The organism is Natronocalculus amylovorans, from assembly GCF_023638035.1.
GTDB lineage: Archaea > Halobacteriota > Halobacteria > Halobacteriales > Haloferacaceae > Natronocalculus > Natronocalculus amylovorans.
Map to the genome: position 1 here is coordinate 428,786 of NZ_JAKRVX010000003.1, position 25,902 is coordinate 454,687.

Annotated in this window: 26 protein-coding genes; 18 read left to right on the plus strand and 8 right to left on the minus strand. The window is 50.9% G+C overall.

Annotated elements, in window-relative coordinates; genetic code table 11:
• Window positions 1-36: 36 nt before the first annotated feature.
• Window positions 37-993 (plus strand): DUF368 domain-containing protein, encoded by a 957-nt coding sequence (locus tag AArcSt2_RS10350; RefSeq protein WP_174653560.1) that lies wholly within the window; start codon window positions 37-39, stop codon window positions 991-993.
• Window positions 994-998: 5 nt separating this feature from the next.
• Here the strand turns inward: AArcSt2_RS10350 and AArcSt2_RS10355 are convergent, their stop codons facing one another.
• Window positions 999-1,154 (minus strand): rubrerythrin-like domain-containing protein, encoded by a 156-nt coding sequence (locus AArcSt2_RS10355; protein WP_174653559.1) that lies wholly within the window; start codon window positions 1,152-1,154, stop codon window positions 999-1,001.
• A gap of 227 nt (window positions 1,155-1,381) precedes the next feature.
• Here AArcSt2_RS10355 and AArcSt2_RS10360 point away from each other — a divergent pair, with 227 nt between their 5' ends.
• Genes AArcSt2_RS10360 through AArcSt2_RS10380 form a run of 5 tightly spaced genes read left to right on the plus strand, consistent with a single transcriptional unit; the run spans window position 1,382 to window position 5,208 of the window.
• A complete protein-coding gene (locus AArcSt2_RS10360; protein WP_174653558.1) occupies window positions 1,382-2,293 on the plus strand; it encodes a 1,4-dihydroxy-2-naphthoyl-CoA synthase in 912 nt (303 codons plus the stop codon).
• A gap of 60 nt (window positions 2,294-2,353) precedes the next feature.
• Window positions 2,354-3,286 carry a 1,4-dihydroxy-2-naphthoate polyprenyltransferase gene (locus AArcSt2_RS10365; RefSeq protein ID WP_250584395.1) on the plus strand — a complete coding sequence of 311 codons (933 nt, stop codon included), beginning with the start codon at window positions 2,354-2,356 and terminating at the stop codon, window positions 3,284-3,286.
• Between the two features lie 21 nt (window positions 3,287-3,307).
• Complete coding sequence (gene menC, locus AArcSt2_RS10370; RefSeq protein ID WP_250584397.1) at window positions 3,308-4,336, plus strand: o-succinylbenzoate synthase; 1,029 nt, start codon at window positions 3,308-3,310, stop codon at window positions 4,334-4,336.
• Between the two features lie 11 nt (window positions 4,337-4,347).
• Window positions 4,348-4,935, plus strand: coding sequence for a DUF998 domain-containing protein (locus tag AArcSt2_RS10375; RefSeq protein WP_250584399.1), 588 nt, complete (start codon window positions 4,348-4,350; stop codon window positions 4,933-4,935).
• Between the two features lie 39 nt (window positions 4,936-4,974).
• Window positions 4,975-5,208 (plus strand): CDGSH iron-sulfur domain-containing protein, encoded by a 234-nt coding sequence (locus AArcSt2_RS10380; RefSeq protein ID WP_174653554.1) that lies wholly within the window; start codon window positions 4,975-4,977, stop codon window positions 5,206-5,208.
• A 20-nt stretch (window positions 5,209-5,228) separates the two neighbouring features.
• On the opposite strand, the gene AArcSt2_RS10385 is transcribed toward AArcSt2_RS10380, so the two are convergent.
• Window positions 5,229-6,092 (minus strand): cytochrome c oxidase subunit 3, encoded by an 864-nt coding sequence (locus AArcSt2_RS10385; protein WP_174653553.1) that lies wholly within the window; start codon window positions 6,090-6,092, stop codon window positions 5,229-5,231.
• A gap of 72 nt (window positions 6,093-6,164) precedes the next feature.
• Here AArcSt2_RS10385 and AArcSt2_RS10390 point away from each other — a divergent pair, with 72 nt between their 5' ends.
• The 3 genes from AArcSt2_RS10390 (at window position 6,165) to AArcSt2_RS10400 (ending at window position 10,114) form a co-directional block, all read left to right on the plus strand.
• The gene (locus AArcSt2_RS10390; RefSeq protein WP_250584401.1) at window positions 6,165-7,652 is read left to right on the plus strand and encodes a hypothetical protein; all 1,488 of its coding nucleotides are present in this window, start codon (window positions 6,165-6,167) and stop codon (window positions 7,650-7,652) included.
• Complete coding sequence (locus AArcSt2_RS10395; protein ID WP_174653552.1) at window positions 7,649-7,942, plus strand: C2H2-type zinc finger protein; 294 nt, start codon at window positions 7,649-7,651, stop codon at window positions 7,940-7,942. Before AArcSt2_RS10390 ends, AArcSt2_RS10395 begins: the two co-directional genes overlap by 4 nt.
• 96 nt (window positions 7,943-8,038) lie before the next feature.
• Window positions 8,039-10,114, plus strand: coding sequence for a DUF7527 domain-containing protein (locus AArcSt2_RS10400; RefSeq protein WP_250584403.1), 2,076 nt, complete (start codon window positions 8,039-8,041; stop codon window positions 10,112-10,114).
• 27 nt (window positions 10,115-10,141) lie between these two features.
• On the opposite strand, the gene AArcSt2_RS10405 is transcribed toward AArcSt2_RS10400, so the two are convergent.
• Window positions 10,142-10,447: a hypothetical protein gene (locus AArcSt2_RS10405; RefSeq protein ID WP_174653550.1), complete on the minus strand. Its 306-nt coding sequence runs from the start codon at window positions 10,445-10,447 to the stop codon at window positions 10,142-10,144.
• A gap of 248 nt (window positions 10,448-10,695) precedes the next feature.
• Between AArcSt2_RS10405 and AArcSt2_RS10410 the strand changes: the two genes are divergently transcribed.
• The 4 genes from AArcSt2_RS10410 (at window position 10,696) to AArcSt2_RS10425 (ending at window position 13,519) form a co-directional block, all read left to right on the plus strand.
• Window positions 10,696-12,042 carry an adenylosuccinate synthase gene (locus tag AArcSt2_RS10410; RefSeq protein ID WP_250584405.1) on the plus strand — a complete coding sequence of 449 codons (1,347 nt, stop codon included), beginning with the start codon at window positions 10,696-10,698 and terminating at the stop codon, window positions 12,040-12,042.
• A 72-nt stretch (window positions 12,043-12,114) separates the two neighbouring features.
• A complete protein-coding gene (locus AArcSt2_RS10415) occupies window positions 12,115-12,309 on the plus strand; it encodes a methytransferase partner Trm112 (protein ID WP_174653548.1) in 195 nt (64 codons plus the stop codon).
• A gap of 70 nt (window positions 12,310-12,379) precedes the next feature.
• Window positions 12,380-12,892, plus strand: a complete 513-nt coding sequence (locus AArcSt2_RS10420) for a hypothetical protein (RefSeq protein WP_250584407.1) — start codon at window positions 12,380-12,382, stop codon at window positions 12,890-12,892.
• A gap of 48 nt (window positions 12,893-12,940) precedes the next feature.
• Window positions 12,941-13,519, plus strand: coding sequence for a DUF7524 family protein (locus AArcSt2_RS10425; RefSeq protein ID WP_250584409.1), 579 nt, complete (start codon window positions 12,941-12,943; stop codon window positions 13,517-13,519).
• Between the two features lie 7 nt (window positions 13,520-13,526).
• Here the strand turns inward: AArcSt2_RS10425 and AArcSt2_RS10430 are convergent, their stop codons facing one another.
• Together AArcSt2_RS10430 and AArcSt2_RS10435 are read right to left on the minus strand one after the other, a co-directional pair.
• Window positions 13,527-14,669, minus strand: coding sequence for a DR2241 family protein (locus AArcSt2_RS10430; protein ID WP_250584411.1), 1,143 nt, complete (start codon window positions 14,667-14,669; stop codon window positions 13,527-13,529).
• Between the two features lie 3 nt (window positions 14,670-14,672).
• Window positions 14,673-15,551 (minus strand): CbiX/SirB N-terminal domain-containing protein, encoded by an 879-nt coding sequence (locus AArcSt2_RS10435; protein WP_250584413.1) that lies wholly within the window; start codon window positions 15,549-15,551, stop codon window positions 14,673-14,675.
• A 199-nt stretch (window positions 15,552-15,750) separates the two neighbouring features.
• On the opposite strand from AArcSt2_RS10435, the gene AArcSt2_RS10440 reads away from it, so the two are divergent.
• The 3 genes from AArcSt2_RS10440 to AArcSt2_RS10450 all read left to right on the plus strand — a co-directional run bounded on the left by AArcSt2_RS10440 (window position 15,751) and on the right by AArcSt2_RS10450 (window position 20,090).
• Window positions 15,751-16,806, plus strand: a complete 1,056-nt coding sequence (locus AArcSt2_RS10440) for a TAXI family TRAP transporter solute-binding subunit (protein ID WP_250584415.1) — start codon at window positions 15,751-15,753, stop codon at window positions 16,804-16,806.
• 67 nt (window positions 16,807-16,873) lie between these two features.
• Entirely contained in the window at window positions 16,874-17,389 is a 516-nt protein-coding gene (locus AArcSt2_RS10445; protein WP_250584417.1) for a DUF1850 domain-containing protein, read from the plus strand.
• Entirely contained in the window at window positions 17,373-20,090 is a 2,718-nt protein-coding gene (locus tag AArcSt2_RS10450) for a TRAP transporter permease (RefSeq protein WP_250584419.1), read from the plus strand. The genes AArcSt2_RS10445 and AArcSt2_RS10450 overlap by 17 nt, the downstream gene beginning before the upstream one ends.
• Before the next feature lie 293 nt (window positions 20,091-20,383).
• Here AArcSt2_RS10450 and AArcSt2_RS10455 read toward each other — a convergent pair whose 3' ends face one another.
• The 3 genes from AArcSt2_RS10455 to AArcSt2_RS10465 form a co-directional block, all read right to left on the minus strand.
• Window positions 20,384-21,916, minus strand: a complete 1,533-nt coding sequence (locus AArcSt2_RS10455; protein ID WP_250584421.1) for a tripartite tricarboxylate transporter permease — start codon at window positions 21,914-21,916, stop codon at window positions 20,384-20,386.
• A 13-nt stretch (window positions 21,917-21,929) separates the two neighbouring features.
• Entirely contained in the window at window positions 21,930-22,493 is a 564-nt protein-coding gene (locus tag AArcSt2_RS10460; protein ID WP_250584423.1) for a tripartite tricarboxylate transporter TctB family protein, read from the minus strand.
• Between the two features lie 67 nt (window positions 22,494-22,560).
• Window positions 22,561-23,643 (minus strand): tripartite tricarboxylate transporter substrate-binding protein, encoded by a 1,083-nt coding sequence (locus AArcSt2_RS10465; RefSeq protein WP_250584425.1) that lies wholly within the window; start codon window positions 23,641-23,643, stop codon window positions 22,561-22,563.
• A gap of 113 nt (window positions 23,644-23,756) precedes the next feature.
• On the opposite strand from AArcSt2_RS10465, the gene AArcSt2_RS10470 reads away from it, so the two are divergent.
• Together AArcSt2_RS10470 and cysS are read left to right on the plus strand one after the other, a co-directional pair.
• Window positions 23,757-24,260, plus strand: coding sequence for a DUF7523 family protein (locus tag AArcSt2_RS10470; protein ID WP_250584427.1), 504 nt, complete (start codon window positions 23,757-23,759; stop codon window positions 24,258-24,260).
• Between the two features lie 38 nt (window positions 24,261-24,298).
• Window positions 24,299-25,780, plus strand: coding sequence for a cysteine--tRNA ligase (gene cysS / locus AArcSt2_RS10475; protein ID WP_250584429.1), 1,482 nt, complete (start codon window positions 24,299-24,301; stop codon window positions 25,778-25,780).
• Window positions 25,781-25,902 lie beyond the last annotated feature (122 nt).

Below are 25,902 nucleotides of genomic sequence, written 5' to 3' on the forward strand. Positions count from 1 at the left end.
GCATACCTAACTGTCTCCATCTCACAGTGTGCGTTGATGACTACCTCCCGTGAGCTCGTCGGTATTTTTCTCCGAGGGCTCTGTATGGGTGCTGCAGACGCAGTTCCTGGCGTCTCTGGCGGTACGATCGCACTGATAACCGGCATCTATGAGCGCCTCATTGCGGCCATAACTGCAGTTACCCCTCTACGACTCTACCGAGTTGTCCGTGGGATCAAGGCGCCGTACCGCGATGATGCCCGTGCGGCACTCGCTGAACTCGATATGGGGTTTCTCGTTGCACTAATTGCAGGGGTTGGCACCGCAGTTGTTACTGTTTTAAGTATCGTTTCGTATCTCCTTGCGACATATCCGATTCACACCTTTGGCTTCTTTTTTGGGTTGATTGCAGCGAGCGCGATCGTTCTCTACCGAGATGTCCGGCTTGACACACGTGGACGCATTGTCGCAGCAGTTAGTGGGTTTATTCTCGCATTTCTTGTTTCAGGACAGGCTGCAAGCACGCTTGGAACTGGGAGCGTGATGATATTTGTTGCAGGTGCGATCGCAGTCAGTGCAATGATTTTACCCGGTATTTCCGGTTCGCTCCTTCTCATTTTGCTTGGGCAGTATGAGTATATGTCAAATGCACTCTCGGAATTTGTCCGATCGGTGTTGGGGATTCTCACTGGAAACGGCATTTCGGGGGCGATCGAAACTGCACCACCCGTTATTACATTCATGATTGGTGCTGTCTGTGGGCTATTTACAGTCGCCTACGCGGTACGATTTGCACTGAAGCGATATCGAGCCGCAACGATTGCATTTCTTGTCAGCCTCATTGTTGGAGCGCTGCGTGCACCTGTTGTCCGTGTTGATGAGCACCTCACACAGACTGGAGGGGTCTGGACACCAACCGTTGTTGGTGTCTTTGTTGGGGTAGCGGTAATCGGGGCGGTTGCTGTCGGTGTGTTAGATTACTATGCAGGAGCGATAGAGTACAGCCGAGAATAGTACTGTTACTCGCGCGAAACCGCAATATTACGAACGGTGTCGCCACAGTGCGGACACGTTCCTGGGCTGTCTGTTCGATGCTCACGGTACGTACACGAGACACATTCGTAGTATCCAGTCGAAGGAGTATATGGATCAATATCTGCGTGGTTTGTGTTCATACAACATGATTACTGTTCAGTGCTCATCAACGTTCTCCTCAAACACTACAAATCGCTATTAATCAATATTAATACTACTAGCATCGAATCTAAAACAGTTTTCATGTATTGATAAACATACTAATATAGCGTTTCTTCAGACAATCGTTAAATTATATGACCGCGATCGTATCGGGCTACGCGCTTGTTGTCGGTCATTTTTTAGTAACACTCCACCTCTACACTGCATGGTTTCAGAGCTGTTTGACCCCGATCGATGGGAGACAGTCACGGACGAATTTGACGACATTACCTATCATCGCGGTGTCGATGTGCCGGTTGTCAGGATCGCATTTGATCGCCCGGAGGTTCGAAATGCGTTCCGACCAGGGACCGTGGACGAACTGTATGCCGCCCTTGATCATGCACGAAAGCAAGCAGATATCGGCTGTGTGCTTCTCACTGGAAACGGTCCATCAAACAAAGATGGCGGCTGGGCATTCTGTTCCGGTGGCGATCAGTCCGTCCGCGGTGGCTCCGGGTATGAGTATCGTGATGACGATGCAGCAGGCAGTGACGACGATCCGTTAGTCCGGGAGGCAAAAGCTGGACGACTGCATATCCTTGAGGTCCAGCGTCTTATCCGATTCATGCCAAAGCCAGTTGTTGCGGTTGTTCCCGGCTGGGCAGTTGGTGGTGGCCATTCCCTCCACGTGATTTGTGATCTTACGCTTGCAAGCAAACAGCATGCAAAGTTCCTCCAAACGGATCCGGATGTTGCATCGTTTGATGGTGGCTTTGGCTCCGCATATCTTGCCCGGCAGGTTGGACAGAAGAAAGCACGGGAGATTTTCTTCCGTGGGAAAACCTACTCCGCGGACGAAGCGGTTGAGATGGGCATGGCGAATGAAGCGATCGATCACGAGTCGCTTGAATCCGTGGCGATCGAGTGGGCCGATGAGATGACACAAAAGAGCCCAACCGCGATGCGGATGCTGAAATATGCATTCAATCTTGCAGATGATGGCATGGTTGGACAGCAGGTGTTCGCCGGAGAGGCCACTCGGCTTGGCTATATGACAGATGAAGCAAAAGAGGGGCGGGACGCGTTTCTCGAAAAGCGGGAGCCACGATTCCGTGAGTTCCCATGGCACTATTGAGTAATACACGCTGACAACGTAACCATAGCCGCTTTGCATGACCGATTCCTATACGGTATAATGAGTATGCAGGAGGTGTCAATGCCAAAGGCATGGGTGATGGCTGCACGACCGCAGACGCTCCCTGCTGCGGCAGCACCGGTGTTTGTTGGTGTTGGGCTTGCGTGGAACGATGGCGTCTTTGCACTGTTTCCCGCACTCGCTGCACTAATCGGAGCCGCGTTGATTCAGATCGGGACCAATTTTGCAAACGACTACTACGATGCAGTGCAGGGTGCAGATACTGAGGCTCGGGAGGGGTTTACTCGAGTGACGCAGGCTGGAATCATCGAACCGACTGCGGTGAAACGTGCGATGTATCTCACGTTTGCGGCAGCGATTCTTGTTGGAACATATCTTGTCTATGTTGGTGGTGTTCCAATCCTCGTGATCGGACTCATCTCGGTTGCGAGTGGGATTGCCTACACTGGCGGCCCATATCCGCTTGGATACCATGGGCTGGGTGACGTCTTCGTGTTTGTCTTCTTCGGCGTCATCGCCGTGATGGGAACCTACTATGTCCAAGCGGCAGCCGTGCTTGCAGCACCGCTGTCGATCGGAGTCCCTGCCGGAACCGTCACCGCCGCGGCATTCGTTGCAAGCCTCCCAATCGCAGCGATTTCAACGAACATTCTCGTCGTGAACAACATCCGCGATCGAAGAGAGGACGCAACAACCGGAAAGCGAACGCTCGCCGTTCGGTTTGGGTACCGGGTGAGTCGGGTTCAGTATGTGGCGCTGATGGTGCTTGCCTATGCAACGCCATTCTGGTTCGTACTCACAGAGTCCTCTTTCGGAGCACTGCTCCCGCTTGTGACGCTGCCGCTTGCAGTGAGCGTAACGCAAACGGTGCTAACAAAGACGGAGGGTGCTGCGTTGAACCCGGCACTGGAACAAACCGGAAAACTGCTTGCAGCGTACGCAGTCTTATTCACGGTGGGTCTTGCGATCTAACGGCGACCGTGCACTACTGAAATGATTACACCATTTTCACTCCGTCTCAAACAGCCGCTTTCGACAGCGCACGGAGACATAACCGAACGGCGTGGGTTTATTTTCCGAATCGATCGTAATGGGACGGTTGGCGTGGGAGAAGCAACACCGTTGCCGGGGTGGACTGAACGCTACGACGAGTGTGAAACGGCACTTACAACCTATGCGAATACAGATGCGACGGCACCGGATCCGACAACACATCCCGCCTGTGCCCATGCGATCGAGTCTGCTGAGCTTGATGCCGCGGCACGGCAAAATGGTTGTTCACTTGCCGCGTATCTTCGCAAAACGGTGTTTGGCCGCTCATCTGGACGCGACGCCATTCCACTGAACGCCACGATCGGTGCAGAGACGACTGAAAAGACGGTTAATCAAGCGATTGCTGCCGTTGAAAACGGATTCCGCTGTCTCAAACTCAAAATGGGTGTTTCCAATCCCGAAGATGATCTCGATCGCGCTCGCGCAGTCCGAGACGCAGTTGGTGAGACGATCGCGATTCGGGTAGATGTAAACGGCGGGTGGGATCGAGAAACCGCAACCGATTGTTTGCCAACGCTTGCAGCGATCGGTATTGAGTATCTTGAACAGCCATTACCTGCAGGAGATATAGAGGGGCATACAATGCTCCGAGAGAGGGGAGCCGTTCCGATCGCGGTTGATGAATCGCTTCAACGAGCGTCCGTGACTGAACTGATTGCTGCTGATGCAGCAGATATCCTTGTTCTCAAACCGATGGTGCTCGGTGGGCCGAAACAAACTGCACGCGCAGCACAGACAGCCCAAGAACATGGACTCGATGTTGTCGTGACGACAACCATTGATGCTGCCGTCGCCCGGACGACTGCTGCACACGTTGCAGCGGCAATTCCACGCTGTCGTCCATGCGGACTTGCTACTGGATCATTTCTTGCAGAAGATGTGGTTACAGATCCGCTGACAATTACTGACGGGGCACTGTGCCTTCCTGACACAACCGGGATTTTCGACGGTTTTATTCAGTCGATCTGAGCGGGTATCGTATGGAGAGACGCGCGACAGACTGGCGATCGACAGCGGTCGATTGGAGCGGGGCCGCTGCAGTCTGTGTGACAGTTGGTGGAATTATGCTCGCAACAGTGCTATCGCCCACATTCAGTTGGACACACGCTCCGCTCTCAGAGCTTGGAGTCGAACCTGGTGTTGCATGGATATTCAACGGCGGACTTGTGGGTGGCGCACTCATTGGCCTCCCATTCGCATACGCAATCGCCACAGAGATTTCAGGGTGGAAACACAGCGTGATTGGCGTGGCGCTGGCTGTTGGACTCTGTTTCATGGCTGCTGTTGGCGTCTTCCCGATGGATAACCCGCTACATACCCCGGTCGCAGTTGCGTTCTATCTCACCGTTACCGCGCTGTTTGCGATCGATGGACTGCTACGTCTGCGGACACGCGCAGGGAAGATTTCGATCGCGTTTGTGCCGATACACATGCTCGGATGGATTCTCTGGGGTGCAGGGTATTTCCCGGGGCCGGGGCTTGCACTGCCTGAGCTGTACGGTGCGCTCTTATTTTCTATTTGGGTGATTGTGCTGAGCCCAAAAGCTGTTGTGTCGATTGAAACATAACTGGCACACAGTTTTGATCGTGGGTGGAAAATCAGTGCTATGGTCCGGGAAGTTCGAATTACAAAGACGGAACCGCTTCGCATTGATGAATCAGACATCGACCCCAAGTACGGCGATATCGCAATTTGTCAGTGTGGCCTCAGCGACGATCGACCGTTCTGTGATGGGAGCCACAAACGGACGGATGATGAGATGGAAGGAGTAATCTATCGATATACCGAAACCGATCGAAAGGTCGTCGAATCGCTAACGCTTACTGAAGAAGAAATATAAATCGCTGTAAAATAAATCAGTTAGATCTGCCCTGCGCCGACATAGAGGACGACGACGAGGAACACCCAGACGATATCGACAAAGTGCCAGTACATCGATGCGGTACTGACTGAGAGATGCCGTTCTGCGGAGTACTGCCCATAGAGGCCACGAATAAACACGATCGAGAGGATTACGATACCGAGTGCAACGTGTAGCCCGTGCAAGCCGGTCAATCCGAAGAATGCAGATCCGTAGACTCCTTCAGTGAAATTAAATCCGTATGTGACAATGAATTGGTAGTACTCAAGCGTCTGTCCGCCAAGGAACACCAGCCCTAAAAAGACTGTGAGACCCATTCCGCGGACGAAGTTTTTCCGATCATTGTGTCGGATTGCGTGATGCGCCCAGTGAAGCGTAAAGGACGACGCAATCAGGACCATCGTATTTGCAATGATGAGCGAACCGGTCAACGCCTCCGTCGGTGTTGCAGCCGGGAGCGCCCAATCAGTTCCTGCACGGAAGTAGAAGTAGTATGCAAAGATCGCACCGAAGGTCGCGATCTCTGTCCCGAGGAATGTGATCATTCCCCATCGAAGCGAAACGGGACCTGCAGCAGTGATATCGCGCGTCCAGAACTTCGTAATGAACGCATGGTAGAGCCAGCCATAGATACCGACAAGGAACAAGCCAATGCTTGCAACTGCGGCTCCGATACCGATCAGTGGTGATCCAACGACGTCGCGAAGAATCCACAGCGCCATCCCGATGTAGATTCCGGATCCACCAACGGCAGTGATAAATGGCCACCAGCTTGCTTCACCGAATCCACGTGGCCAATCTTCTACCGCTGGAAGATGGTGATGGTGATGATCGTCGTGACCATCGTCCGTTTCTAGACTCATACCAATCCCTTACCAGCCGACTACTAAAAATCCATCCAACTGCGACGGCACATTTTGCCACACGCAAAATCTATGCTAACTGGTACACCAATCGAACTGACGGACGATTCCGCAAGCTACTCGTGGCTCCCATCCGTCCTTTCGATAATGGACCGGGTCCCACGACGAGTGGTACGTACTGTTGGGGGAATGGCGATACTTGCGACAGTGCTTGTCGTTTTTGTCGGGAGCGCAAGCGCACACGCAGCGGCGCTTCGAGATGCCGCACCGAGTTCGCTCGATGTTCCGACTTGGCTCTTTCTGACAACAGGTGGTGGCGCAGTTGGTGCCTCGTTTTTGCTTGCGAGCTTTGTTACCGATCGAGTCTTCATCCGGTCGCTACACGAGTGGGGTGGAACACTTCCGTCTCCAGGGCGGGTTCTCAGTGGGCTCATTAAACTAACAGGCGTAGTGCTGCTTGCCTTCACCATCTATGTTGGATTCTTCGGCCCACCGACTGGGTATCGAAACTTCGCTGTGCTCTTTGTGTGGATTGCGTGGTGGGGAGGGTACGTTGCGTCAACGTATCTCATTGGGAATACGTGGCCGACGCTGAATCCGTTTCGGACGATCGCAGAGCTATTTCCGTCCGCTGACCTCACCTATCCGGAGCGGTTGGGTGCATGGCCGAGCGTTGCAGGCCTGTTGCTCCTGATTTGGATCGAAGTTGTGAGTCCCCTTGCAGATGATCCACAAGTACTTGCGGCGACAATCTCCGGCTATGCAGTGGTGACAGTCATTGGGGCGATCGCCTTTGGGAGCGACACCTGGTTCGGTACTGTAGATCCGCTGTCGCGAGCACTTGCATACTTTGGTCGGTTTGCTCCGTTTGAGCGAACTGAAAACGGGATTGTGTTCCGTCTACCAGGGATGGCGCTCTCGGAGCCAACGCTTGTCTCTGGTCGAGACGAGGTTGCATTTATTGTCTGTTTGCTCTATGTCACTACATTCGATGGTTTTGTCGCAACATGGCTGTGGGCGGACTTTGCGCTGTTCGCTGTTGGATTGGGTTTTCCGCCAATGGTCGTCTATTTTGTGAGTTATCTGCTTGGATTCGCTGTGTTCCTTGCAGCATTCTGGTGGGCACTCGACGTTGCTCGGACGTACGGAAACACGTACATTTCAAAAGATGAGTTGGCACGGCGGTTTGCACCGTCATTACTTGCGATTGCCGTCGGGTACCATATCTCACATAATCTTGGTGTCTTTTTAGGACTCCTCCCATCAGTTCTTGTTGTCGGAGCAATGCCACTGTCACCACCACAACAGCCACCGATCCTTGCCGCACTCCCCGGATGGGTTGCAGGGTTGGAACTCGCATTCGTCCTCATTGGACATTTCATTGCAGTGTGGGTTGCACACGCGGCAGCGTACGATCTCTTCCCTGGACGGATGGAAGCGATCAAAAGCCAGTACGGAATTACGATTGTTATGATATTTTATACCGTGGTTAGTCTCTGGATTGTTACCACGCCGATCGTTGAACCGCCATTCATTGCAGGAGGTGAAGCCCCGCAATGACGAAAGAGCAGATCACGAATGCCCATTGGCCACCGGAAACAGAGATCCCAAATGGTGACGATCCCACCGTTTGTCCATACTGTTCATTCCCGCTTCCGGACGATGAACAGCTCGTGCTTCACGTTGGACTTCGACACTACGGGGAGTGTACAGAGGAAGAAAAAGAGGCGTTCAGAGACGCCTATGTTGAAGAGGAGAAAGCGCTCAACCGGTTCCGTATCATTGCACTCGGCGGATTAGTGCTCCTATACTTTGGATTTCTCATTATATACGCACTCTTAGCTGGATGATCATGCTACCAAAACCCACAATCAACAGATAATTACTGAAATTAACGTCAGACGCTCCGGAAAGTATTTCCCTCGTGTCGGGAGACGTTACGGCAAATGGAACGTGAGATTGTCGAGACGATCACCGAGTGGGAGCCGGTGCCGTTCGGCGGTGGATACGATGGGCTCCATTCGCTCGCAGAGAGCCGTTTCTCAGGGGCGATTTCGTCGGGGTCTACATGGGCATTCATGCTGAACGGAAAACTCATTGGTGTCGTTGATGGAACAGTAGCGTCGTTTGAGGACGGCAGTGGAACTGCCTACGAGGCACCGGACACCGCATTGCCGCTTCTGTTTGCGATGCAAACAGCCGATCGTGAAAAGAAAGGACAGTATTATACAAACGATACTCCACTGTCTTCTGTCGATGAGACCCTTTCATCAGGTGGGTTTACCGGGTATATAGAACTCTCTGAGAATGTGCTTTCTGGTGATTACTACATTGTATACTACGGTGGCAAGCCAATGAGTGTTGCATTTGTTGGCAATAGCAGACAGCTTCTTACGGAGGATGAAGCATTCAATCGTGCCGATGATGAAGTTGGGATCTATACCGTTCATAGTGCAGACATCTCCATCATCGAGATTCCGGGCGATAGTGGAACTAATGAAGCTACAGCAAGAGGCGTGGCGAGCAAGACAGAAGCAAAAGAAACGGAGCGCCACCCCACAGAGGATGATACAACAGCACAGACCGGTGCCGACGAGCAGTCAGCGCCTACTGATGGTGAGACAGAGACAAATACAGAGACGGACACTGACACGGAGGCAGATACAACCACCGCAGCGCAAGATGAGCCTACTGAAACGACTACCGTAACGTCATCAGCTGTGGACTCCGTTTCTGAGGCCGAACCGCCATCCAAGAAAGGCCCAGACAGTAACGTACCTCACATAGATAATCAATCACAAGAGCAAACAGACGCTGCACCGGAGTCACACACAGACACGACTAAACAGCGTGCTGAATCAACAGACCGCCAACAAAGCTCCAACGCCGACGTATTTAGCAAAGAGGCAAAATGGCGAGAGACTCGGTCGATTCCATCGCTTGACCCATCAGAATCTGCGACAGTTGTAGAGCCGAAGGGACAGGAAGAGGAAAGCAAAGAGACAGAACACACACCACCCACAGATAGTACGCGACAAGCCAATCGCCGTCCACAGAACAAGACCGCAACACAATCAAAATCACGTAGCAACGCTGAGCAACAGCTGCAACGTGCAAAAAAGCTCTATAAGCAGTTGCAACAGAAGGGAAAACGCCTCGAGGCAGAGCGGGACAGCGCTCGAAAAGAACGCGACGCTGCGGAAAAGAAGGTCAAACAGCTCGAACAAGAGCTTGAAGAGCTCCGATCGAAGCTCGAGTCCCAACAAGTGTCTGAGGCTCCGTCAGCGCCTCAGGCCAGAGAGCCGCTTGCGGCTTCTGAAGCGCTGTCAGGAACAAACCTGTTTGTTCGGTATGAAAGCAAAGGCGCTACGACACTCGAAAAGGTGGCTGAAAAACAGGGATCAAAACAAGAGCTCATCGATAATCTCCGATTGGAGAAACACACCTCTTTCGATCGAGAAAACATCAGCGTCAACGGACACGCATATGACACATTCTTGAAAGAGACAATCGAGTATGGTTTCACCAAATGGGTTGTTGAGGACCTCCTGTTTGAGATCATTGATACAGGGAACGAAAACGGGTTGCGCGATGTGTTTGCTGCCGTACCGAAGATTGACCGTGCAGAATTCAAAGGTGTTGTTGAGCTAGAAAGTGATGAGGAGGACGACCCACTCACAGCAACGTTCGATGTGGTACTTCGAGATCGGATGGGGGTGCCGCTTCTCGTTGCAAATTTCAATGACACGCGCGATCCAGCTCGATCTGGGATGATCGAATCGCTCGTCCGATCGGGAAGCGACCTCACCGGTCTTCATGAGAACTTCGGTGGGGTCATCGCAGTTACAGCAAGCTTCTTCGATCCAAGCGCACTTGAGGCTGCAGGCGGCGCTACCGGTGGCGGGTTATTGAGTCGAAGTAAAGGAAAAAGCTATGTGAAAGTCGGACGGAAACAAGGATTTCATCTCTGTCTCGTCGAAAGCCGAGAGGGTGACTTTCACATGAGTGTTCCTGAATTGTAGTAGAGTATAAGGTAAACGACCGACAGCTTAGCCTTCGATTTCTGCAGGATCTTCGATGCGCATCGTACTCAGTTTGTCACCGATGTCATCAAGTTTCTCGTCTAGTTCGTCAACGAACTCCGCAGTTCGCTCGGTCGTAATAGCACCTTGGCTCGATGGCTCGATCAGGTTCTCTTCTTCGAGAACGCGGAGCGAGTAGCGAACCTTGTGATGCGGGTAGCCCGTTTCGTTGGACATTTTCACGATTCCGATCGGCTCGTTATCGAGAACCATCCGAAGTACCTGAAGATGCCGTTCCAACATATCAACTTCTTTTTCAAGTCGGTCTATCATGCCACATGTTAACTTGTCTTTTCAGGGTTTAAAAGTTCCTGTCTGCAGCGACATTCAAAATAGTGGATCTGAATGTTACCCATGGGTGTAGTTAACGGTTCGGTTTTTGTGTTAACAGCAGGCATAATTATTAATAATACAGCGGCTTGAACTCTCTCGGAAATATGTAGATACGATTGTACACAAATATGTATATATGGTGACTCTCGACCGTAATCTGTTTATTGGGTGATTGAGAACCTTCGCACATGACAGTCACTATCGTCGGCTCCCAACTTGGCGACGAGGGTAAAGGCGCCCTCGTTGACTTGTGGGGTGGCGACGCAGACGTAGTTGTTCGATATCAAGGCGGCGACAATGCTGGCCATACTGTCGTTGAAGGTGGAACGGAGTACAAGCTTTCACTTGTTCCAAGCGGTGCAGTCCGTGGAAAAGTTGGTGTACTTGGAAACGGCTGTGTTGTCAATCCGAACACACTCTTTTCGGAGATTGATGAGCTCAGGGACCGGGGCCTCGACCCGGACGTTCGCGTCGCAGAGCGCGCACATGTAATTCTTCCATATCACCGTGTGCTTGATGGAATCGAAGAGGAGGCAAAAAGTGGCTCCAATCTTGCAGCAGGTACCACAAAACGAGGCATCGGCCCAACATACGAAGATAAAGCAGGCCGCCGAGGTATCCGAATCGGTGACCTTCTTGATCCAGATATCCTGCGCGATCGACTCGAATACGTCGTTCCACAGAAACGTGCACTGGCAGAATCCGTTTATGCACTTGATGTTGATGACGGTGAGCACGCAGAGGCATTCGACGTCGAGTGGCTCTTTGAGACATACAGTGCGATCGGTGAGCGACTAGCTGATGAGAATATGCCGGTCAACGCAGGCGATTTCCTTGGCAAACAGTTCGATGCTGGAAACGAGCTTATGTTTGAGGGCGCACAGGGGACCTCAATTGATATCGATCATGGAATCTACCCATATGTTACATCCTCTAACCCAACTGCGGGTGGGGCTGCAACAGGTTCAGGCTTGGGACCCACCGTTGTTGGGCAAGGCGAAGTGATTGGGATCGTCAAAGCGTATCTTTCCCGTGTTGGGACGGGTCCACTCCCAACTGAGTTGGATAACTCCGATTCCGAAGAGGCACTTGCGGACTTTATTCGTGAGAAAGGCGGTGAGTTTGGGACCGTAACTGGTCGCCCGCGACGTATCGGCTGGTTAGACCTGCCAATGCTCCGACATGCGACCCGGGCAAACGGCTTCACCGGAATTGCAGTAAATCATATTGATGTTCTTGCTGGCTTAGATGAAGTCAACGTCGGACACGCATACACATTGCATGGTGAAACGATCGAGACAATGCCAGCAACAACAGAGAAGTGGGGCGAGTGTGAGCCAGTTCTAAAATCGTTCGAGCCATGGCCGGAGGTTGACTGGTCGGCTGTCGCAACAGAAGGCTATGATGCGATTCCAGACGCTGCACAGGAGTACCTCCAGTATATCAGTGATGAGCTTGATGTACCGATCTATGCGATCGGTGTCGGACCGGATCGCGAAGAGACCGTTCACGTCGAAAATCCGTTCGATCAATAGGCTTGTTGCCAGTCACGTTTTCATTCACGGTGAACCCGTAGGCTTTTGACGATCCCAACCAAGATATTGGCAATGAAAGAGTCGTTGCTGGATATCATCTGTTGTCCGATCGACAAACACGACCTCGAACTTGAGGTCGATGAAAAAGATGGCGATGAAATCATCAGCGGCACGCTTACGTGCCCCGAGTGTGGTGAGACGTATCCGATCGAAGACGGGATTCCAAACCTCCTTCCCCCGGATATGCGAGACGAAGTGACCGCATAAATACCCGATTATCACGCAGTGACACCGGGCGAAACTCCTTTTAGGTACTGTCCCTGAACGGCAGTCGTACATGGTACAAGATGCTCGCCGTCGATTTCTTGAACTGACGGGGACTGGTGCGGTACTTTCGCTTGCAGGATGTATGGGCAGCGATGATGAAACGCCAGATATCCAAGATGGCGAAGAAGACGGTGCAGACACTTCAGATGACGGTGACGCCGAATCCGTCGTTGAAGAGGGAATGGTGACTGCTGCAGTCGAACCAGATGAAGAGGCGATCGCGGAGCTCCAACAGGAGATTCAACAGGATGTCGAGGACGGCGAGATTGACGAAGAGGAAGCCCAGATTGCGCTTCAAGAAGCACAAATGGAGCTAATGGCCGAGGCACTTGCTGCGTTTGAAGACACTGCAGGTGGTATAGATGGCCTCACGATCGTTGATTCGATCGATGAAGTCGGTGCGATCTTACTTGATGGTGAAGCGGAGGCCATACTTGAGACGCTCACGTATGATGAAGTGTCTGCCCTGCTCCCTGGCGAGCTGTTTGACGAAGTACAACAGCAGGGACAGCAGACTCCATAGTGTAAAATAGCCTCTAGTTTTATTTTCTCTGAGAACAACCGCCAACTAGTGTCAACCCTCACTGTCGAACTTAATCGTGAGTCGCCACATGATGTGAGCGTTGCGTCCACGTTTTCAACAGAAACCCGCTTCACGATTGAGCTCGTCAATACTGGAGAGCCGATACACGTGCATCTTCATCTCGATGATACGCTCTCTCGGGTTGCAGCTCTTGCAACAAATAATCACTTTCTTGGGAGAAAAGAAACAGTGACTGTCGAGATTCCAGTCTCGCCACGTAAAGAGCCAACCAGTGGCCGTTTGAAGATTGTCACAGGCCATGGCTCTGAGATTGCCTACACTACCATCACCGTGTCACCACCTGCAACAGGGACCCAACGGGTTGCTGTTGATGAGAAACTATCTCAACCGAAACCGAAACCGAATCCGGACCCTGAACCATCTGTTCTGACAGTGCTTTCGAACCAGCTATCGAATCAGTCAGCGCTCACCGTTCTCTTTGCCGTTTTTGCGGTCCTCCTTGCGTTGGGGATCGGCCTCAGTATTGGTGACCCACTTGTGCTTGTTGGTAGTCTTGTTGTGATCATTGGTGCGGTTGGAGCGATCGTGATTGCAAACAGTTGGTAACGGTGGTCTACTCTTCGTGTGTATCTTGCTCGTGATCAGAGTGACCGTGACCAGCATCCGCTTCAATAAGATGCCCATGCTCGTCCATCCGTTTCTCGCGGAGGAACCTTGCTCGATACCGATTTGCACCTTCATACACATCTGCCTCCCGGATGTCGTCCGTCTCATCATCCGCAACAGCGTGGATAATATCCTCAATCTGTTCCTTTTCGCTTGATGTTAGCTCAAACGTATACGTCTCCGTTTCCTCACGCTCAAGTGTTGTCCATTTGCGTGCGGCCGCAACAACAAGCGAACATGGCTCACGGCACGGGAATATCCCATCACCGCCCTCTGCATGGAGCGGTGTCTCCTCATCGTACTGCCACTCTCTTCGCTTGAGACACTGGCTGTCTGTACAGCACGTCGCTGCAACATGCTCGACTGCGTCGTACGCAAGTTCGTCAATAATGCCGTAGATGCCTGTTTGTCGCTCTGCAGTATCTCGCCAATGGTCAATATCGATCGTCCCCTGGTGTTCTCTGTACCAGTTGGCGATCGTTGCAGGGTAGAATGTGTCGACCGTTTCATAAGCGTCTCGAGCCGACAGCTCCGTGAATACCCAGCCAGTCGGGAGCGATGGTGCAGTTCGGAGTGGGCGGTAGCGGCCTTTTCCATCAAATGTGCTGATATCTCTCGCTGAAAGCGGGTCGCTGTATGCATCAAGCGTTGATGCTGAGGAGTCATGGTCGTCAACATGACGAATCTCATACTGTCGGGCACCATCCTGTGCCAGTGTGGTTGTTATCTGCAGTTGTCCCCACGCTTTTGTCATCCCGTCAGCTAATGCAGCATAGCGATCGACGACCGGATGTTCGTCTCCGTCTTCTAAAAATCGAAGGAATGCGAATAAGTGTGGGACTTCGTCACCGACGACCTCACTCCAAAACCACCAGTTGGTGAGATAGTCGGACGCCTGTCTGGCTTGTTCGTGAAGCTCGCTTTCGGAGAGACGGCTGGCCGTGATTTCGTTCGTTTCGAACTCATAGGTGTCCGTTTTTGGCTCGTAGCGAACATAGAGATCATCAAAGGCGATAACATCCTCCGATGAGAGCGTCGAAAGAAATGCGTCGAACTGATTCGGTTCGATCGAATCAAGAGTAACGCTCATTACTTAATCACCCATCGCTGGTTCCGCAGACCGGGTCTGTTCACGAACGATCTCAAGCGCGTCACCGATTGACGCACCAGCATCCGCAGCACGTTCCAAAATAACATCCGCCATCAATCCTTCAGTCCCCACGGCACCTGCATACCAGATTCGATGCCCATCGACGTGTGCTGGTATGTCGTAGCCTTTTGTATAATCATCTGTGAGCCCCATATCTTCGGGGATGTCCTCCTGTGTATGGAACCCATCTGCGATGAATAGCGGAACAACAACGATGTCTTCGGTTTCAAAGAAATCAGTCACGTCGTCTACTTCCGGTTCTTCATCCATATAGAGGGCTTGGACCTCCTCGAAGCGATCCATCTGTCGAATTCGATCGGCGTGGTACTCAATCGCTTTTGCGGAGTTTTCATTTCGCTCTGTTCCATGCCCAACAACCGCAAATCCAAATCCGTCACCGACATCTGAGTCTCCGGTCACAGACTCTGCGCGACGAACGAGCACATCAGTCATCGCCTCGTGTGTTCCAACAGGGCCGCAGTAGTGGACTGTTCGATCGATATCTTCTGCAGTGATAACGGCATGATCTGCACTGAGTCCATCGGAGTCCCACTGAGAGACATCCCACCCATCTAACCGAAGTTCGCGTGGAATCACTTGTTCTGTAAAGTATCCCTCGCTGATGAACAGCGGAACCACGTAGATTTCGTCACCTTCGACTGTCCGTAGCACCTCCCGAAGCGATGGCTCTTCTTTCCAGAATCCAGTGCGGACTTCATCAAACGCACCAATCGATCGGATCGTGTCCGCGTGATCGTGTGTTGGTGCACTTGAGTCTGGATTCAGATGTGAACCGTGCGCAACAATTACCAGCGATTGCATACCCAATATTGGGATGGCAGCGGTTTATGAACTTCGACGGTGAGTTCAATGTCAATGTTAATTTTAAAACATATCAACATTTCATACATTCTGTATAAAATGGAATAATGCATGCATTTATGCTCAATTAGTTAAAATATACATACCAAATAGAGGCATTCGGCAACAATTTATAAATAATGAGGTGTATGAAGAATGTATGTCATCAGATGTGACAACGACCGACGGACGGCGTCGTAAGATTCTCAAATCGATCGGCGCAGCGGGTCTTATTGGCCTTGCAGGATGTACCGGAAACGGGAACGGAGACGCCAACGGTAATGGCAACGGTAACGGTGCGGACGACGGAAACGGTAACGGTGCTGACGACGGCAATGACAACGGTGCGGGCGATGAAGGAGAGCGTATTGCGTGGCACGCAGGAGGGACTGGTGGAACGTACTATCCACTCTCCAATGAGTTCAAAACGATCGTTGAAGCTGACACTCCACACACCCTTCAGGTTCAGTCGACAGGTGCATCCGTAGAAAATGTCGGCAGCCTAGAACAGGGAGCCGCGGACTTTGCGCTTATTCAGAACGATATTGCGTTCTTCGCACGCAATGGAGAATCACTTGATGTATTCGAGGGTGCACCCGTCGAGAACCTTCGCGGTGTTGCAACGCTGTATCCGGAGACAATCCATATTGTCGTCAACCCAGACTCAAACATTACCAGTTTCGAAGACCTCGAGGGGACAACAGTCAATACCGGAGACCTTGGATCCGGTACCCAAGTGAACGCGCTTCAGATTCTCGAAACTGTTGGTATCACAACCGACGACTTTACAGAGCAGAACGATGGCTTCGATGGCGCTGCTGACCAGCTCCGCGACGGAGATATCGACGCCGCATTTGTTGTGGGGGGATGGCCAGTCGGTGCGATCTCCGACCTCGCAGAAACTGCAGAGATTGAGCTTCTCAACATCGACGATGAGACCCGAGAAGACCTTTTAGCCGGCGCAGAGTGGTTCGCAAACGATACAATCCCAGGAGGAACCTACAGCGGTATTGACGAAGATGTCAACACAATCTCTGTGCAAGCAATGATCGCAACGCGTGAGGAGTATGATGCAGACATTGTAGAAGAGATCACTGAAACAATCTTCGAGAACGTCGATCAGCTAACAATCAAAGAGGATTTCATCAACACAGAGTCCGCCCAGGACGGAATGTCGATCGAGCTACACGAAGGGGCAGCACGCTACTTCGAATAATACACACCTGACGCATGACACACCGACTCATACGGTCGCTCATTAACATAAATGTTGCTGGTACCACATGGTAACACGACAGTCGGCGGTTGTTGGAGTTGGTGTATTCTTGTTTTTTATAATCGCTATTGGAGTTTCGACAGGAGTGGTTAGCTATGCGACACATACTGTCGTTGTCGAATCTTCGTCAGGGAAGACACTCATAGAACAGCCAGCTACCGATGGCGAAACGGTAGAGCTTGCGTACACACACAGTGTTGAGCGAACACTCGTTACTGAGAGATATGAAATTGAAAATCAGGCGTTCAGACAATCAGCAATGATCTTTTCATCGTTTGGGGCCGGCTTTCCATCGGAGGCAGCGGTCGATCGAACAGATGACGGCCAATTTATATATGAACCACAGGCTGTTGTATTGGACAGCCTGTACATTTCGTCAGGCCCTATTGCCAATCATGAGCTACGAATAGGAGTGCAAACATATGAGCTATATGACATCTCAGATGGTGACGCTGTGCGAGTGTACGTGGTTGAGCGAAGCACACCAATAACAGTCGGGAGAAACAATGGGAACAGCAGATAACACTGAGACAAGTTCACTATCGACAGATGATGAGCTTACTGAAGAAGAGCGTGAGCAGTTACTTCAGGAGATAGAAAAAAAGCGATCGCTACGGGGTGTTGCTGCAATTGTGGTTGCAGTCATCGGAATTACATTCTCGCTGTTTCAGGTAATTATTGCAGCTCGAAGCACAACCTGGCAGGCGGAAATACCGGTACTTGATATCCAATATCAGGTGTTTTCGTTGCAGCCGCTGCAAGCGAATGCAATTCATGTTGCGTTTGCGCTTATTTTGGCATTCTTACTGTTCCCCCCGACAAATGGAACCGGTCCAATATTCAAACGGGGAGGAGCGCTGGCAGACCGCCTCGGTTCACGTGGTGGTGACGCTGTCAAAGGACTCCTTGATCGAATTCGAGCTACAATCCGGTGGTTCATGGTTGACACGACCAACTCACGGATCACACCACTCGATTACACGCTGATCATTGCGACGCTGGCAACGCCAGTCTATATGCTTAGAGAGTTTGACGAGATCCGCCAGATGCGTGCACGAGGAATGTCGCTTGGTCGTCCGATCGACGAGGTGTATCCATTCCTTGATCCGATCGTCACCATTTTTACGACGCTTGGTGCACCAATTACCGACGTTCCGTACGCCATCTTGATTGGAGCGATCGGAATCCTCCTCGTGTTAGAAGCGACACGCCGTGCACTTGGAACATTTCTTATGGGAGTTGTCGCAGCGTTCATCGTCTACGCCCGATGGGGCTATCTCATTCCCCGAAATGTCTCCTATATCGGGATTCTCTCAATCCCACAGCTGGGATGGTTCGAAATTATTCGAGACCTCTGGTTTACCACAGTCGGTATCTTTGGAACACCAGTGAGTGTGAGTGTCCGGTTTATCTACATTTTCATCCTCTTTGGTGCCTTTTTGGAGATGTCCGGAGCTGGAAAATGGTTCATTGACTTTGCGTACTCGCTGACTGGTTCTCGACGTGGTGGACCTGCAAAAGCATCTGTTGTCTCCTCCGGATTCATGGGAATGCTTTCGGGATCGTCGATCGCAAACACTGTGACAACTGGTGCGTTTACGATTCCGCTGATGAAGCGATCGGGATACTCCGCGGAGTTCGCAGGCGGTGTTGAGTCTTCTGCATCATCCGGTGGTCAGATTCTCCCACCAGTAATGGGTGCTGCGGCCTTCCTCATTGTTGAGTTCACTGGAACACCATACAGCGATGTGATTGTCGCCGCAACAGTCCCTGCGCTTGCGTTCTTTTTCGGGATGTGGGTGATGGTTCACTTCGAAGCTGGACGACACGGAATCGGTGGATTGGACCGATCGGAGCTTTCGCGCCCAACTGATCTGCTCCGTGCAGGCTGGTTCTATCTTGTTCCGATCTTCCTCTTGCTCTACTACTTAGTTGGGCTTCGGCTCTCAGTTGGCCGATCCGGCTGGTATACAATTGTCGCAATCATCGCGTTGATTGCATTCATTGCAGCGTATAACGACAAAACACGGATTCCACTGGTCACTGCGATCGGTGTACTCACAAGCATCCAAGCAGCCTCCTATGTAAGCTTTGGTGTCGGAGTGACAGGCGTTATTTCGGGAGCAACCGGTACGGAGCTTGCTGTAACGGAAGCGATCCGATCGGCAGTTGGCGATCTGGATATGATCATACTCGTTGTGAGCCTTGTGGGGCTTCTTTTGACGAACCGTGGAGATGCACCGTTACTTGATTTAGATGATGCAGTTGATGATGCTGCAACAGATACGGCAACCCGGCTAGGCCGCCCATCACTTGGGACGAACAAAGCCTACCGATTCCTTGTCTTCGGTCTCAAATCAATGGAATCCGGTGCAAAAACGGCGACGACCGTTGTCATTGCAGTTGCCGCAGCAGGAGTCATTCCAGGCGTGATCAGTGTCAGTGGGCTTGGACCAAACCTGACATCACTGATTCTGACCGTAAGTGGGCAATCGCTTGTGATTATGCTGCTTCTTGCAGGCGTCTCTGCAATCATTATGGGACTCGGAATGCCGACGACGGTCATGTATATCCTCCTCGTCTCGATGCTTGGTGGTGCGCTGGAGCAGTTTGGCGTTGCAATTTTAGCGGCACACCTGTTCATCCTCTACTTCGGTCTCATGGCGGATGTTACACCACCGGTGGCGGTCGCAGCATACGCGGCTGCGGGTGTCGCAAAAGCTGATGAGTTCGCAACCGGCGTGACTGCATTCTTGTTGTCTTTGAACAAGGTGATGGTTCCATTTGCGTTCATCTTCGCACCAGGAGTCCTCCTGCTCCGTCAGGTCGATGGCGAGTGGACCGTGATTGGCCTTTCAGATGTGCTTGATGTTGGATTCTTCATCCCTGAGGTGCTCATTCCGATCGTTGGTGTATTCGCGGGCGTATGGGCACTGGGAGTTACAATTATTGGCTACTACAACAGCGAGGTGACCAGTATTGACAGAGCACTATTCTCCGTCTCATCGTTGTTGTTAATGGTTCCAGCACTTATTCTGCTTCCAGTAGAGACCACGCTCTCGTTTGCAGGCGTTTCGGTTTCGTTGCACACGCTTACGTTCGATCTGATCTTCCGAGGTCTCGGTGCAGCGTTGCTTGTTGGACTAATTGTACGCAACCGCGGTGGAAATAAAGAGGATCAAACTGTTCACGAATCCGCAGGCGAGCCGATCGCAGCCGAATAGCGCTAACGCGTTTCCGTTCGAGTCTCATTACATATACCAATTGATCAGACCGTGTCACGGTGTCGTGTGCTGGTGTGCATGAGGCTAGATTCAGATACGAACTGCGCGCACCAATTACCAGCGATTGCATACGCAATGTACGGAAGATTCCGGTCTGTGAACTTCGGCACCCAGATGTCCGGATACTGAACAAATGCGTTATTTCATTAGGTTGACGCTATGTGACGAGTATCATAACAGACAGAAAAATATGGCAGAACGTATTGCAATCAGAATCCAAATAGAAACGTACTCTAGCTCCCTCGGTTCAGTGCGTTGGTGACGTACGGTTTGATCGATGGACCTAATACCATGATCACGATCAGAATCGAGAGGATAATTGTCAGTGGTCGATCTGGGTTAAAGAATACCAACCAAGAACCATCAGAAAGCTGGAGTGATCGGTCTAAGTTCTGTTCAGCAATTGGCCCCAGGACCACCCCTAACACGAATGCAATAATTGAGTAGTCGAATTTTTTCATGTAGTATCCGATAATCCCAAGCAGTACGACCGTGGAGACATCAAGCCAGTTTTGTCCGGTTCCACGGAGTGCGAATGCACCAACGAGTGCAAGGACGATGATGATTGGAATGATGTAATCCGTGTCTACTCTAGTAATTGCACTTGCACGAGTGACCAAGAGCAGCCCGACCGTCAGAATCAAGACGTTACCAATCAGCAGTGCGATAAATAGACTGTATGTTGTCACTAACTCTTCACCAAAGAGTGTCGGCCCTGGGCGAAGTCCATGCATCACCAATCCACCAAGCAACACTGCAGTAGCGGCACTTCCAGGAATACCGAATGAGAGTGTCGGAATGAGCGACCCACCAATTGTACCGTTGTTTGAAGATTCGGCCGCGATGAGTCCAACTTCATTCCCTTTTCCGTAGGTTTCGGGATCTTTTGCAGACCGAACTGCCTCACCATACGCAACAAATGTCGAAACGGTGGAGCCTGCGCCAGGAATAGAACCGATCGCCATGCCAATGTATCCTGACTTGAGAACTGTTCCAGGATACGAAAAGACCGTTCGGATACCTGGGATGACACTACCTGAAAGAACGGTGTCACTCTGGGAGATTCCTCCCTTTTCCCCTGCAAGTTTGAACATCTCTGCAATTGCAAACAACCCAATGAGGACCGCGACAAACGCAATCCCCTCGACTAACACGAATCCGAACTGGTCCTGGAATGTGTAGCGTGGGGTAATTGCCATTGGGGCAGTCCCAACTGACGTAATGAGGAGGCCAAACATTCCTGCAGTGATACCCTTGACCATTGACCCACGTGCAATGACCGTAATCATTGCAAGTCCAAGCAGTGCAATAAGGAATCTCTCAGGAGATCCAAAGGCTAATACAATCTCAACAAGAACGGGTGACAGTAAAATTAGTGTAATTACGGTAAAAAATCCAGCAATCGACGATGCCGTTGCCGAGATTGACAATGCTTTCATAGCATCGCCCGATCTCGACATCGGATACCCGTCAAACGTTGTTGCTGCTGCGGCGGCGGTCCCCGGTGCATTGATTAGAATAGCCGCAATCGCACCACCATACATTGCACCGCTGTATACACTCACAAGGAGAATAATCGCATTGACCGGCTCAAGCGGTAATGTGAGCGGAAGCATAATTGCCATACCAAGTGAGGGACCAAGCCCAGGGAGTGCACCAATCACAATTCCTAGTAAGATCCCAACAATGATCCATCCAAATGTTGGCCAACTAAATGCAATTCCTACTGCCTCAATGAACACGGATATGGTCTCAGCAAATGGCATTAGTATCCCTCCCTCATAGATATGACCCCAAATCAACGAGTGCACCACTGTCAATATTGATGTTCAATACAGCGACAAATCCATAGGCCATGAGGAACCCAAGAACCGACAGTAACACAATCATATACCACGGACGTCGGAGTCCAATCAAATACGCTGCGATAAATATTGGTGACGCCCACAGCATACCAATTGCATACGAAAGGGCAACAAACAATGATGTGAGGATACCAACAAACAGTGCACCATGTACAGTAACGTATTTTAAATCAACATATCGCGTTTCAGGCTCTGCAAGAGACCCTTGCTCATCTCCCGGTGTTTCTTCATCAGCAGCCATATCTTCAAATGCACCACTGCTATCAGTAACAAGCCGCTTCAACGGTCCCGGTAGGTACGAGCGAAACAACAGAGCTAGTGCACCGAGGACCGTCATTGCAGCAGTGAACCGTGGGAATGCTGCCGGTCTGTCGGGAAACGAATAAGATTCGACGAACATGTATGTCCCTACTATGATAAATAATAAGAGAAGCCCATGTTCGGCGGTAACCCGTTCTTTAAATGAGCGTAGTTCCATGCGTGTAGGTAAAAAGCGATAGTTGCAGTTGACTATTTTTTGTGGGTAAATCCACCGGTTATTGTTATTAGGCGTCTTCTCTGAGCTCGTCTATATCAACAACCTCTGGGATTGTCTCGAGGACCTCGTCGAGAATCTCTTGTGCCTCTTCCGGTCCGCTATGTTCGACAACATTTCCACTATCTTCACCGAACTGTTGTACTTCATCGGTGTCAATTCCTTCTCGTGCAGCCTCGGAAACAATCTCGCGGACTTCCATAGGTGTGCCCGGCGGCATGTACCAGCTTGGCTGAAGCATTGCAAGAAGATCAATATTGTCTCCTTCATCAGCAAAGCCTTGCTCAGCAATGGTCTCTGTATCTGGGAAGACAGCACTTCCACCCGATGGGATTATTGCAATCGGATCCATACGTTCCTCTTCAACACCTGAGAGTGCGCCCGAATCAGTACCGATACCGACTGAAACCTCATCCCCCATAATAGCTTGCGTGACTTCGCCGCCACCTTCATACGCAATGTAGTCGTTCCACGCAAGACCCACCTCGTCACGGAGAACACGTGCAACAACATCAACAAGTGTTCCTGATCCTTGTCCCGCAATTTGAGAGAATTCTCCATCTTCAAATCGGTCCACCAAGTCGCCAAACCCTTCAACTTCATAGTCGGAGTTCGCGGTGATGATGTACGGGAATCGACCAATCGTACACACTGCTTCAAGATCTCCAATCTCAAAGTCAGGTTGCTGAATAAACCAAGACATTGGTGTTGATGGTGGATTAAACGCAACCATATTGTAGCCATCTGGCTCTTGTCTGAATACCTGTTGTGTACCGATGAGCCCACCTGCTCCAGATTCATTTTGCATCTCGATCGGTTCATCAAGGAAGTCGGCCGCAGCTCGGCCAACAGTCCGTGCAAACGTATCTGTTCCGCCACCTTCTCCGAACGGAATCGTCATGGTAATCGACTGTGTTGGGTAGTCAACACCAGCGTCGCCGTTACCGTCATCTGCGCCGTTGCCGTTACCATTTCCACCAGCACCCGCGTCGTCACCGTTTCCATCGTCTCCGGTACATCCTGCAAGAGCAGCCATACCGACGGTTGCTACTCCAGACTGTTTGAGGAATCTACGTCTGTTGACCTTTCTCATACATAGTAGGAGTATGTAACAGATATATAAATAACGTGAAATTGTACTCAAATATAAATGCCTAAACATGTTTTAAATATATTTTAATATTTATGTTATAGTAAAGGGTAATAATGTCAGAATCAGTTGCTGAAAAAACACGACACAAAATCAATTCAAACCCATTCATTTATAAGGCTTTACAGGCCGATATTCTCAATTACAGTACGACGGCATCTTTTTTATTTAACACCGATAAGACAGAATCTGTCGCTGCTGCAATTCGGCGCTACCAATCAACACTTCCCAAATTTGACCAAAAGAGCTCTCGAGTGACAATCCGTGTTCTCACCCCAGTCGAGGTACAAGAGATGGATAACCCTTGTACAGCCACTCCGCTGCTACGGCTTGGTAAATATCGTATTATCGAAACAGATGGAGGACACACTGCATTAGTCCTCACTGGTGAAATAAGCCACTCACTATTTATTACAATGCTATCTCGGCTCACTATTGCTAATATTGAACCAGTTGCTCATTCGTTTGTTGAAAATACAGCGTACATCATTGTGGACAATACAGAACAGATCACAGCGCTTCGCTTGATTGAAGAAACAGCTGACAGCTACTACGAATGATCGACGATTTATAGGGGGTGGACGAAGTAATCGGGGTAATGACGCTATCCGTGACCAATACCATTTCAGGTGAACGTGAAGCTTTTGAGCCGGTCACTGATGAGACGGTGTTGTTGTATGTCTGTGGGTTAACCGTCTCGGATGATGCACACTTGGGTCATGCCCGAGTATGGACACATGCAGACGTAATGCACCGCTGGCTCGAACATGTTGGGTATACTGTCACGCATGTTGAGAACTTCACCGATGTGAACGAAAAGATTGCAGCAAGAGCCGGAGAGCCGGGGCTTGGAGAGACAGAAGAAGCGGTCGCACAGCATTTTACTGCATCTGTAATTGCCGACATGCGCGGATTAAATCTCAAGCGAGCATCGGTCTATCCACGCGTCTCAGAGCATATTCCAGAGATTATTTCGCTTATCGAACGCCTGATTGATGGTGGGCACGCGTATGAGTCAAACGGTTCAGTGTATTTTGACGTAACCACATACGCGGAGTACGGAAAGCTCTCTAATCAAAAACTTGAGCACCTCGAATCACAGGGTGACCCAGATGAACGATCGGAGAAGCGGAATCCATCCGACTTCGCACTGTGGAAGGCTGGTGGTGTCTCACCTGAAGCCATCCAAGAACATGCAAAACATGACCACGGGGATGACGTCCCATGTGGGCAAACGTGGGATTCACCATGGGGAGAAGGACGGCCTGGATGGCACATTGAGTGCTCAGCAATGTCGATGACACACCTTGGAGAGACGATCGACATCCACGTTGGCGGCCACGATCTCGTCTTCCCGCATCACGAGAACGAAATTGCACAGAGTGAGGCCGCAACTGGAAACCAGTTTGCAAACTACTGGCTACATACAGGGTTGCTTGAGACGAAAGGCGAAAAAATGAGTTCGAGCCTCGGTAACTTCTTTACCGTCTCAGAGGCGCTTTCGGAGTTCGGCCCGAATGTGATCCGATCGTTCTACCTCTCAACCGAATACAGCTCAAAACAGACCTACTCAGTTGATGCAATGACAGAGGCAGAAACTCGATGGGAGCGGCTCTCACGGGCATATGAGAATGGTGTGGCAGCACTCGACTCCGTTACTGCACAGACAAAAGCAGCAGATGAATCGCTCCGGAGTGCGGTCGAAACCACACGAACCGAATTTACAGCCGCAATGAATGATGATTTCAATGTCCGAGAGGCAATGGCTGCACTCCTTTCTCTTACCAGTGCCGTAAATAGCCACGTAGATTCAGGAGGGCCGCACGATTACAAGGCGCTCAAAGACGCAATTGAAACGATCGAAACCTACGCAGAGGATGTGTTTGGATTCCAGTTTACAACTCCAAGCGATGGTGATGTCTCGCTTGCAAGCGATCTTGCAGCACTTGTCCTCGAAATTCGAACGCAGGAGCGTGACGCTGGAAACTACGATCGAGCGGATGACCTTCGAGACTCACTCACCAGCATTGGGATAGAAGTTCAAGACAGTGATGATGGGCCAACATTCAGACTTCCATAGACCCAATCGCGCCGGTCCAAATATGTACTGGCAAACAAAATACCACGGCACCTGCACTGCCTCAAAAACCCATATGTGAAAAGTTCAATCGAGGCAGTATTTATTATTTCCAGTTCGTTCCA

Excerpts from the sequence above, each read along its gene's own strand:
- AArcSt2_RS10350 (WP_174653560.1), top strand. The coding sequence starts at position 37 with ATGACTACCTCCCGTGAGCTCGTCGGTATTTTTCTCCGAGGGCTCTGT.
- AArcSt2_RS10355 (WP_174653559.1), bottom strand. The coding sequence starts at position 1,154 with ATGAACACAAACCACGCAGATATTGATCCATATACTCCTTCGACTGGA.
- AArcSt2_RS10360 (WP_174653558.1), top strand. The coding sequence starts at position 1,382 with ATGGTTTCAGAGCTGTTTGACCCCGATCGATGGGAGACAGTCACGGAC.
- AArcSt2_RS10365 (WP_250584395.1), top strand. The coding sequence starts at position 2,354 with ATGAGTATGCAGGAGGTGTCAATGCCAAAGGCATGGGTGATGGCTGCA.
- menC (WP_250584397.1), top strand. The coding sequence starts at position 3,308 with ATGATTACACCATTTTCACTCCGTCTCAAACAGCCGCTTTCGACAGCG.
- AArcSt2_RS10375 (WP_250584399.1), top strand. The coding sequence starts at position 4,348 with ATGGAGAGACGCGCGACAGACTGGCGATCGACAGCGGTCGATTGGAGC.
- AArcSt2_RS10380 (WP_174653554.1), top strand. The coding sequence starts at position 4,975 with ATGGTCCGGGAAGTTCGAATTACAAAGACGGAACCGCTTCGCATTGAT.
- AArcSt2_RS10385 (WP_174653553.1), bottom strand. The coding sequence starts at position 6,092 with ATGAGTCTAGAAACGGACGATGGTCACGACGATCATCACCATCACCAT.
- AArcSt2_RS10390 (WP_250584401.1), top strand. The coding sequence starts at position 6,165 with ATGCTAACTGGTACACCAATCGAACTGACGGACGATTCCGCAAGCTAC.
- AArcSt2_RS10395 (WP_174653552.1), top strand. The coding sequence starts at position 7,649 with ATGACGAAAGAGCAGATCACGAATGCCCATTGGCCACCGGAAACAGAG.
- AArcSt2_RS10400 (WP_250584403.1), top strand. The coding sequence starts at position 8,039 with ATGGAACGTGAGATTGTCGAGACGATCACCGAGTGGGAGCCGGTGCCG.
- AArcSt2_RS10405 (WP_174653550.1), bottom strand. The coding sequence starts at position 10,447 with ATGATAGACCGACTTGAAAAAGAAGTTGATATGTTGGAACGGCATCTT.
- AArcSt2_RS10410 (WP_250584405.1), top strand. The coding sequence starts at position 10,696 with ATGACAGTCACTATCGTCGGCTCCCAACTTGGCGACGAGGGTAAAGGC.
- AArcSt2_RS10415 (WP_174653548.1), top strand. The coding sequence starts at position 12,115 with ATGAAAGAGTCGTTGCTGGATATCATCTGTTGTCCGATCGACAAACAC.
- AArcSt2_RS10420 (WP_250584407.1), top strand. The coding sequence starts at position 12,380 with ATGGTACAAGATGCTCGCCGTCGATTTCTTGAACTGACGGGGACTGGT.
- AArcSt2_RS10430 (WP_250584411.1), bottom strand. The coding sequence starts at position 14,669 with ATGAGCGTTACTCTTGATTCGATCGAACCGAATCAGTTCGACGCATTT.
- AArcSt2_RS10435 (WP_250584413.1), bottom strand. The coding sequence starts at position 15,551 with ATGCAATCGCTGGTAATTGTTGCGCACGGTTCACATCTGAATCCAGAC.
- AArcSt2_RS10440 (WP_250584415.1), top strand. The coding sequence starts at position 15,751 with ATGTCATCAGATGTGACAACGACCGACGGACGGCGTCGTAAGATTCTC.
- AArcSt2_RS10445 (WP_250584417.1), top strand. The coding sequence starts at position 16,874 with ATGGTAACACGACAGTCGGCGGTTGTTGGAGTTGGTGTATTCTTGTTT.
- AArcSt2_RS10450 (WP_250584419.1), top strand. The coding sequence starts at position 17,373 with ATGGGAACAGCAGATAACACTGAGACAAGTTCACTATCGACAGATGAT.
- AArcSt2_RS10455 (WP_250584421.1), bottom strand. The coding sequence starts at position 21,916 with ATGCCATTTGCTGAGACCATATCCGTGTTCATTGAGGCAGTAGGAATT.
- AArcSt2_RS10460 (WP_250584423.1), bottom strand. The coding sequence starts at position 22,493 with ATGGAACTACGCTCATTTAAAGAACGGGTTACCGCCGAACATGGGCTT.
- AArcSt2_RS10465 (WP_250584425.1), bottom strand. The coding sequence starts at position 23,643 with ATGAGAAAGGTCAACAGACGTAGATTCCTCAAACAGTCTGGAGTAGCA.
- AArcSt2_RS10470 (WP_250584427.1), top strand. The coding sequence starts at position 23,757 with ATGTCAGAATCAGTTGCTGAAAAAACACGACACAAAATCAATTCAAAC.
- cysS (WP_250584429.1), top strand. The coding sequence starts at position 24,299 with ATGACGCTATCCGTGACCAATACCATTTCAGGTGAACGTGAAGCTTTT.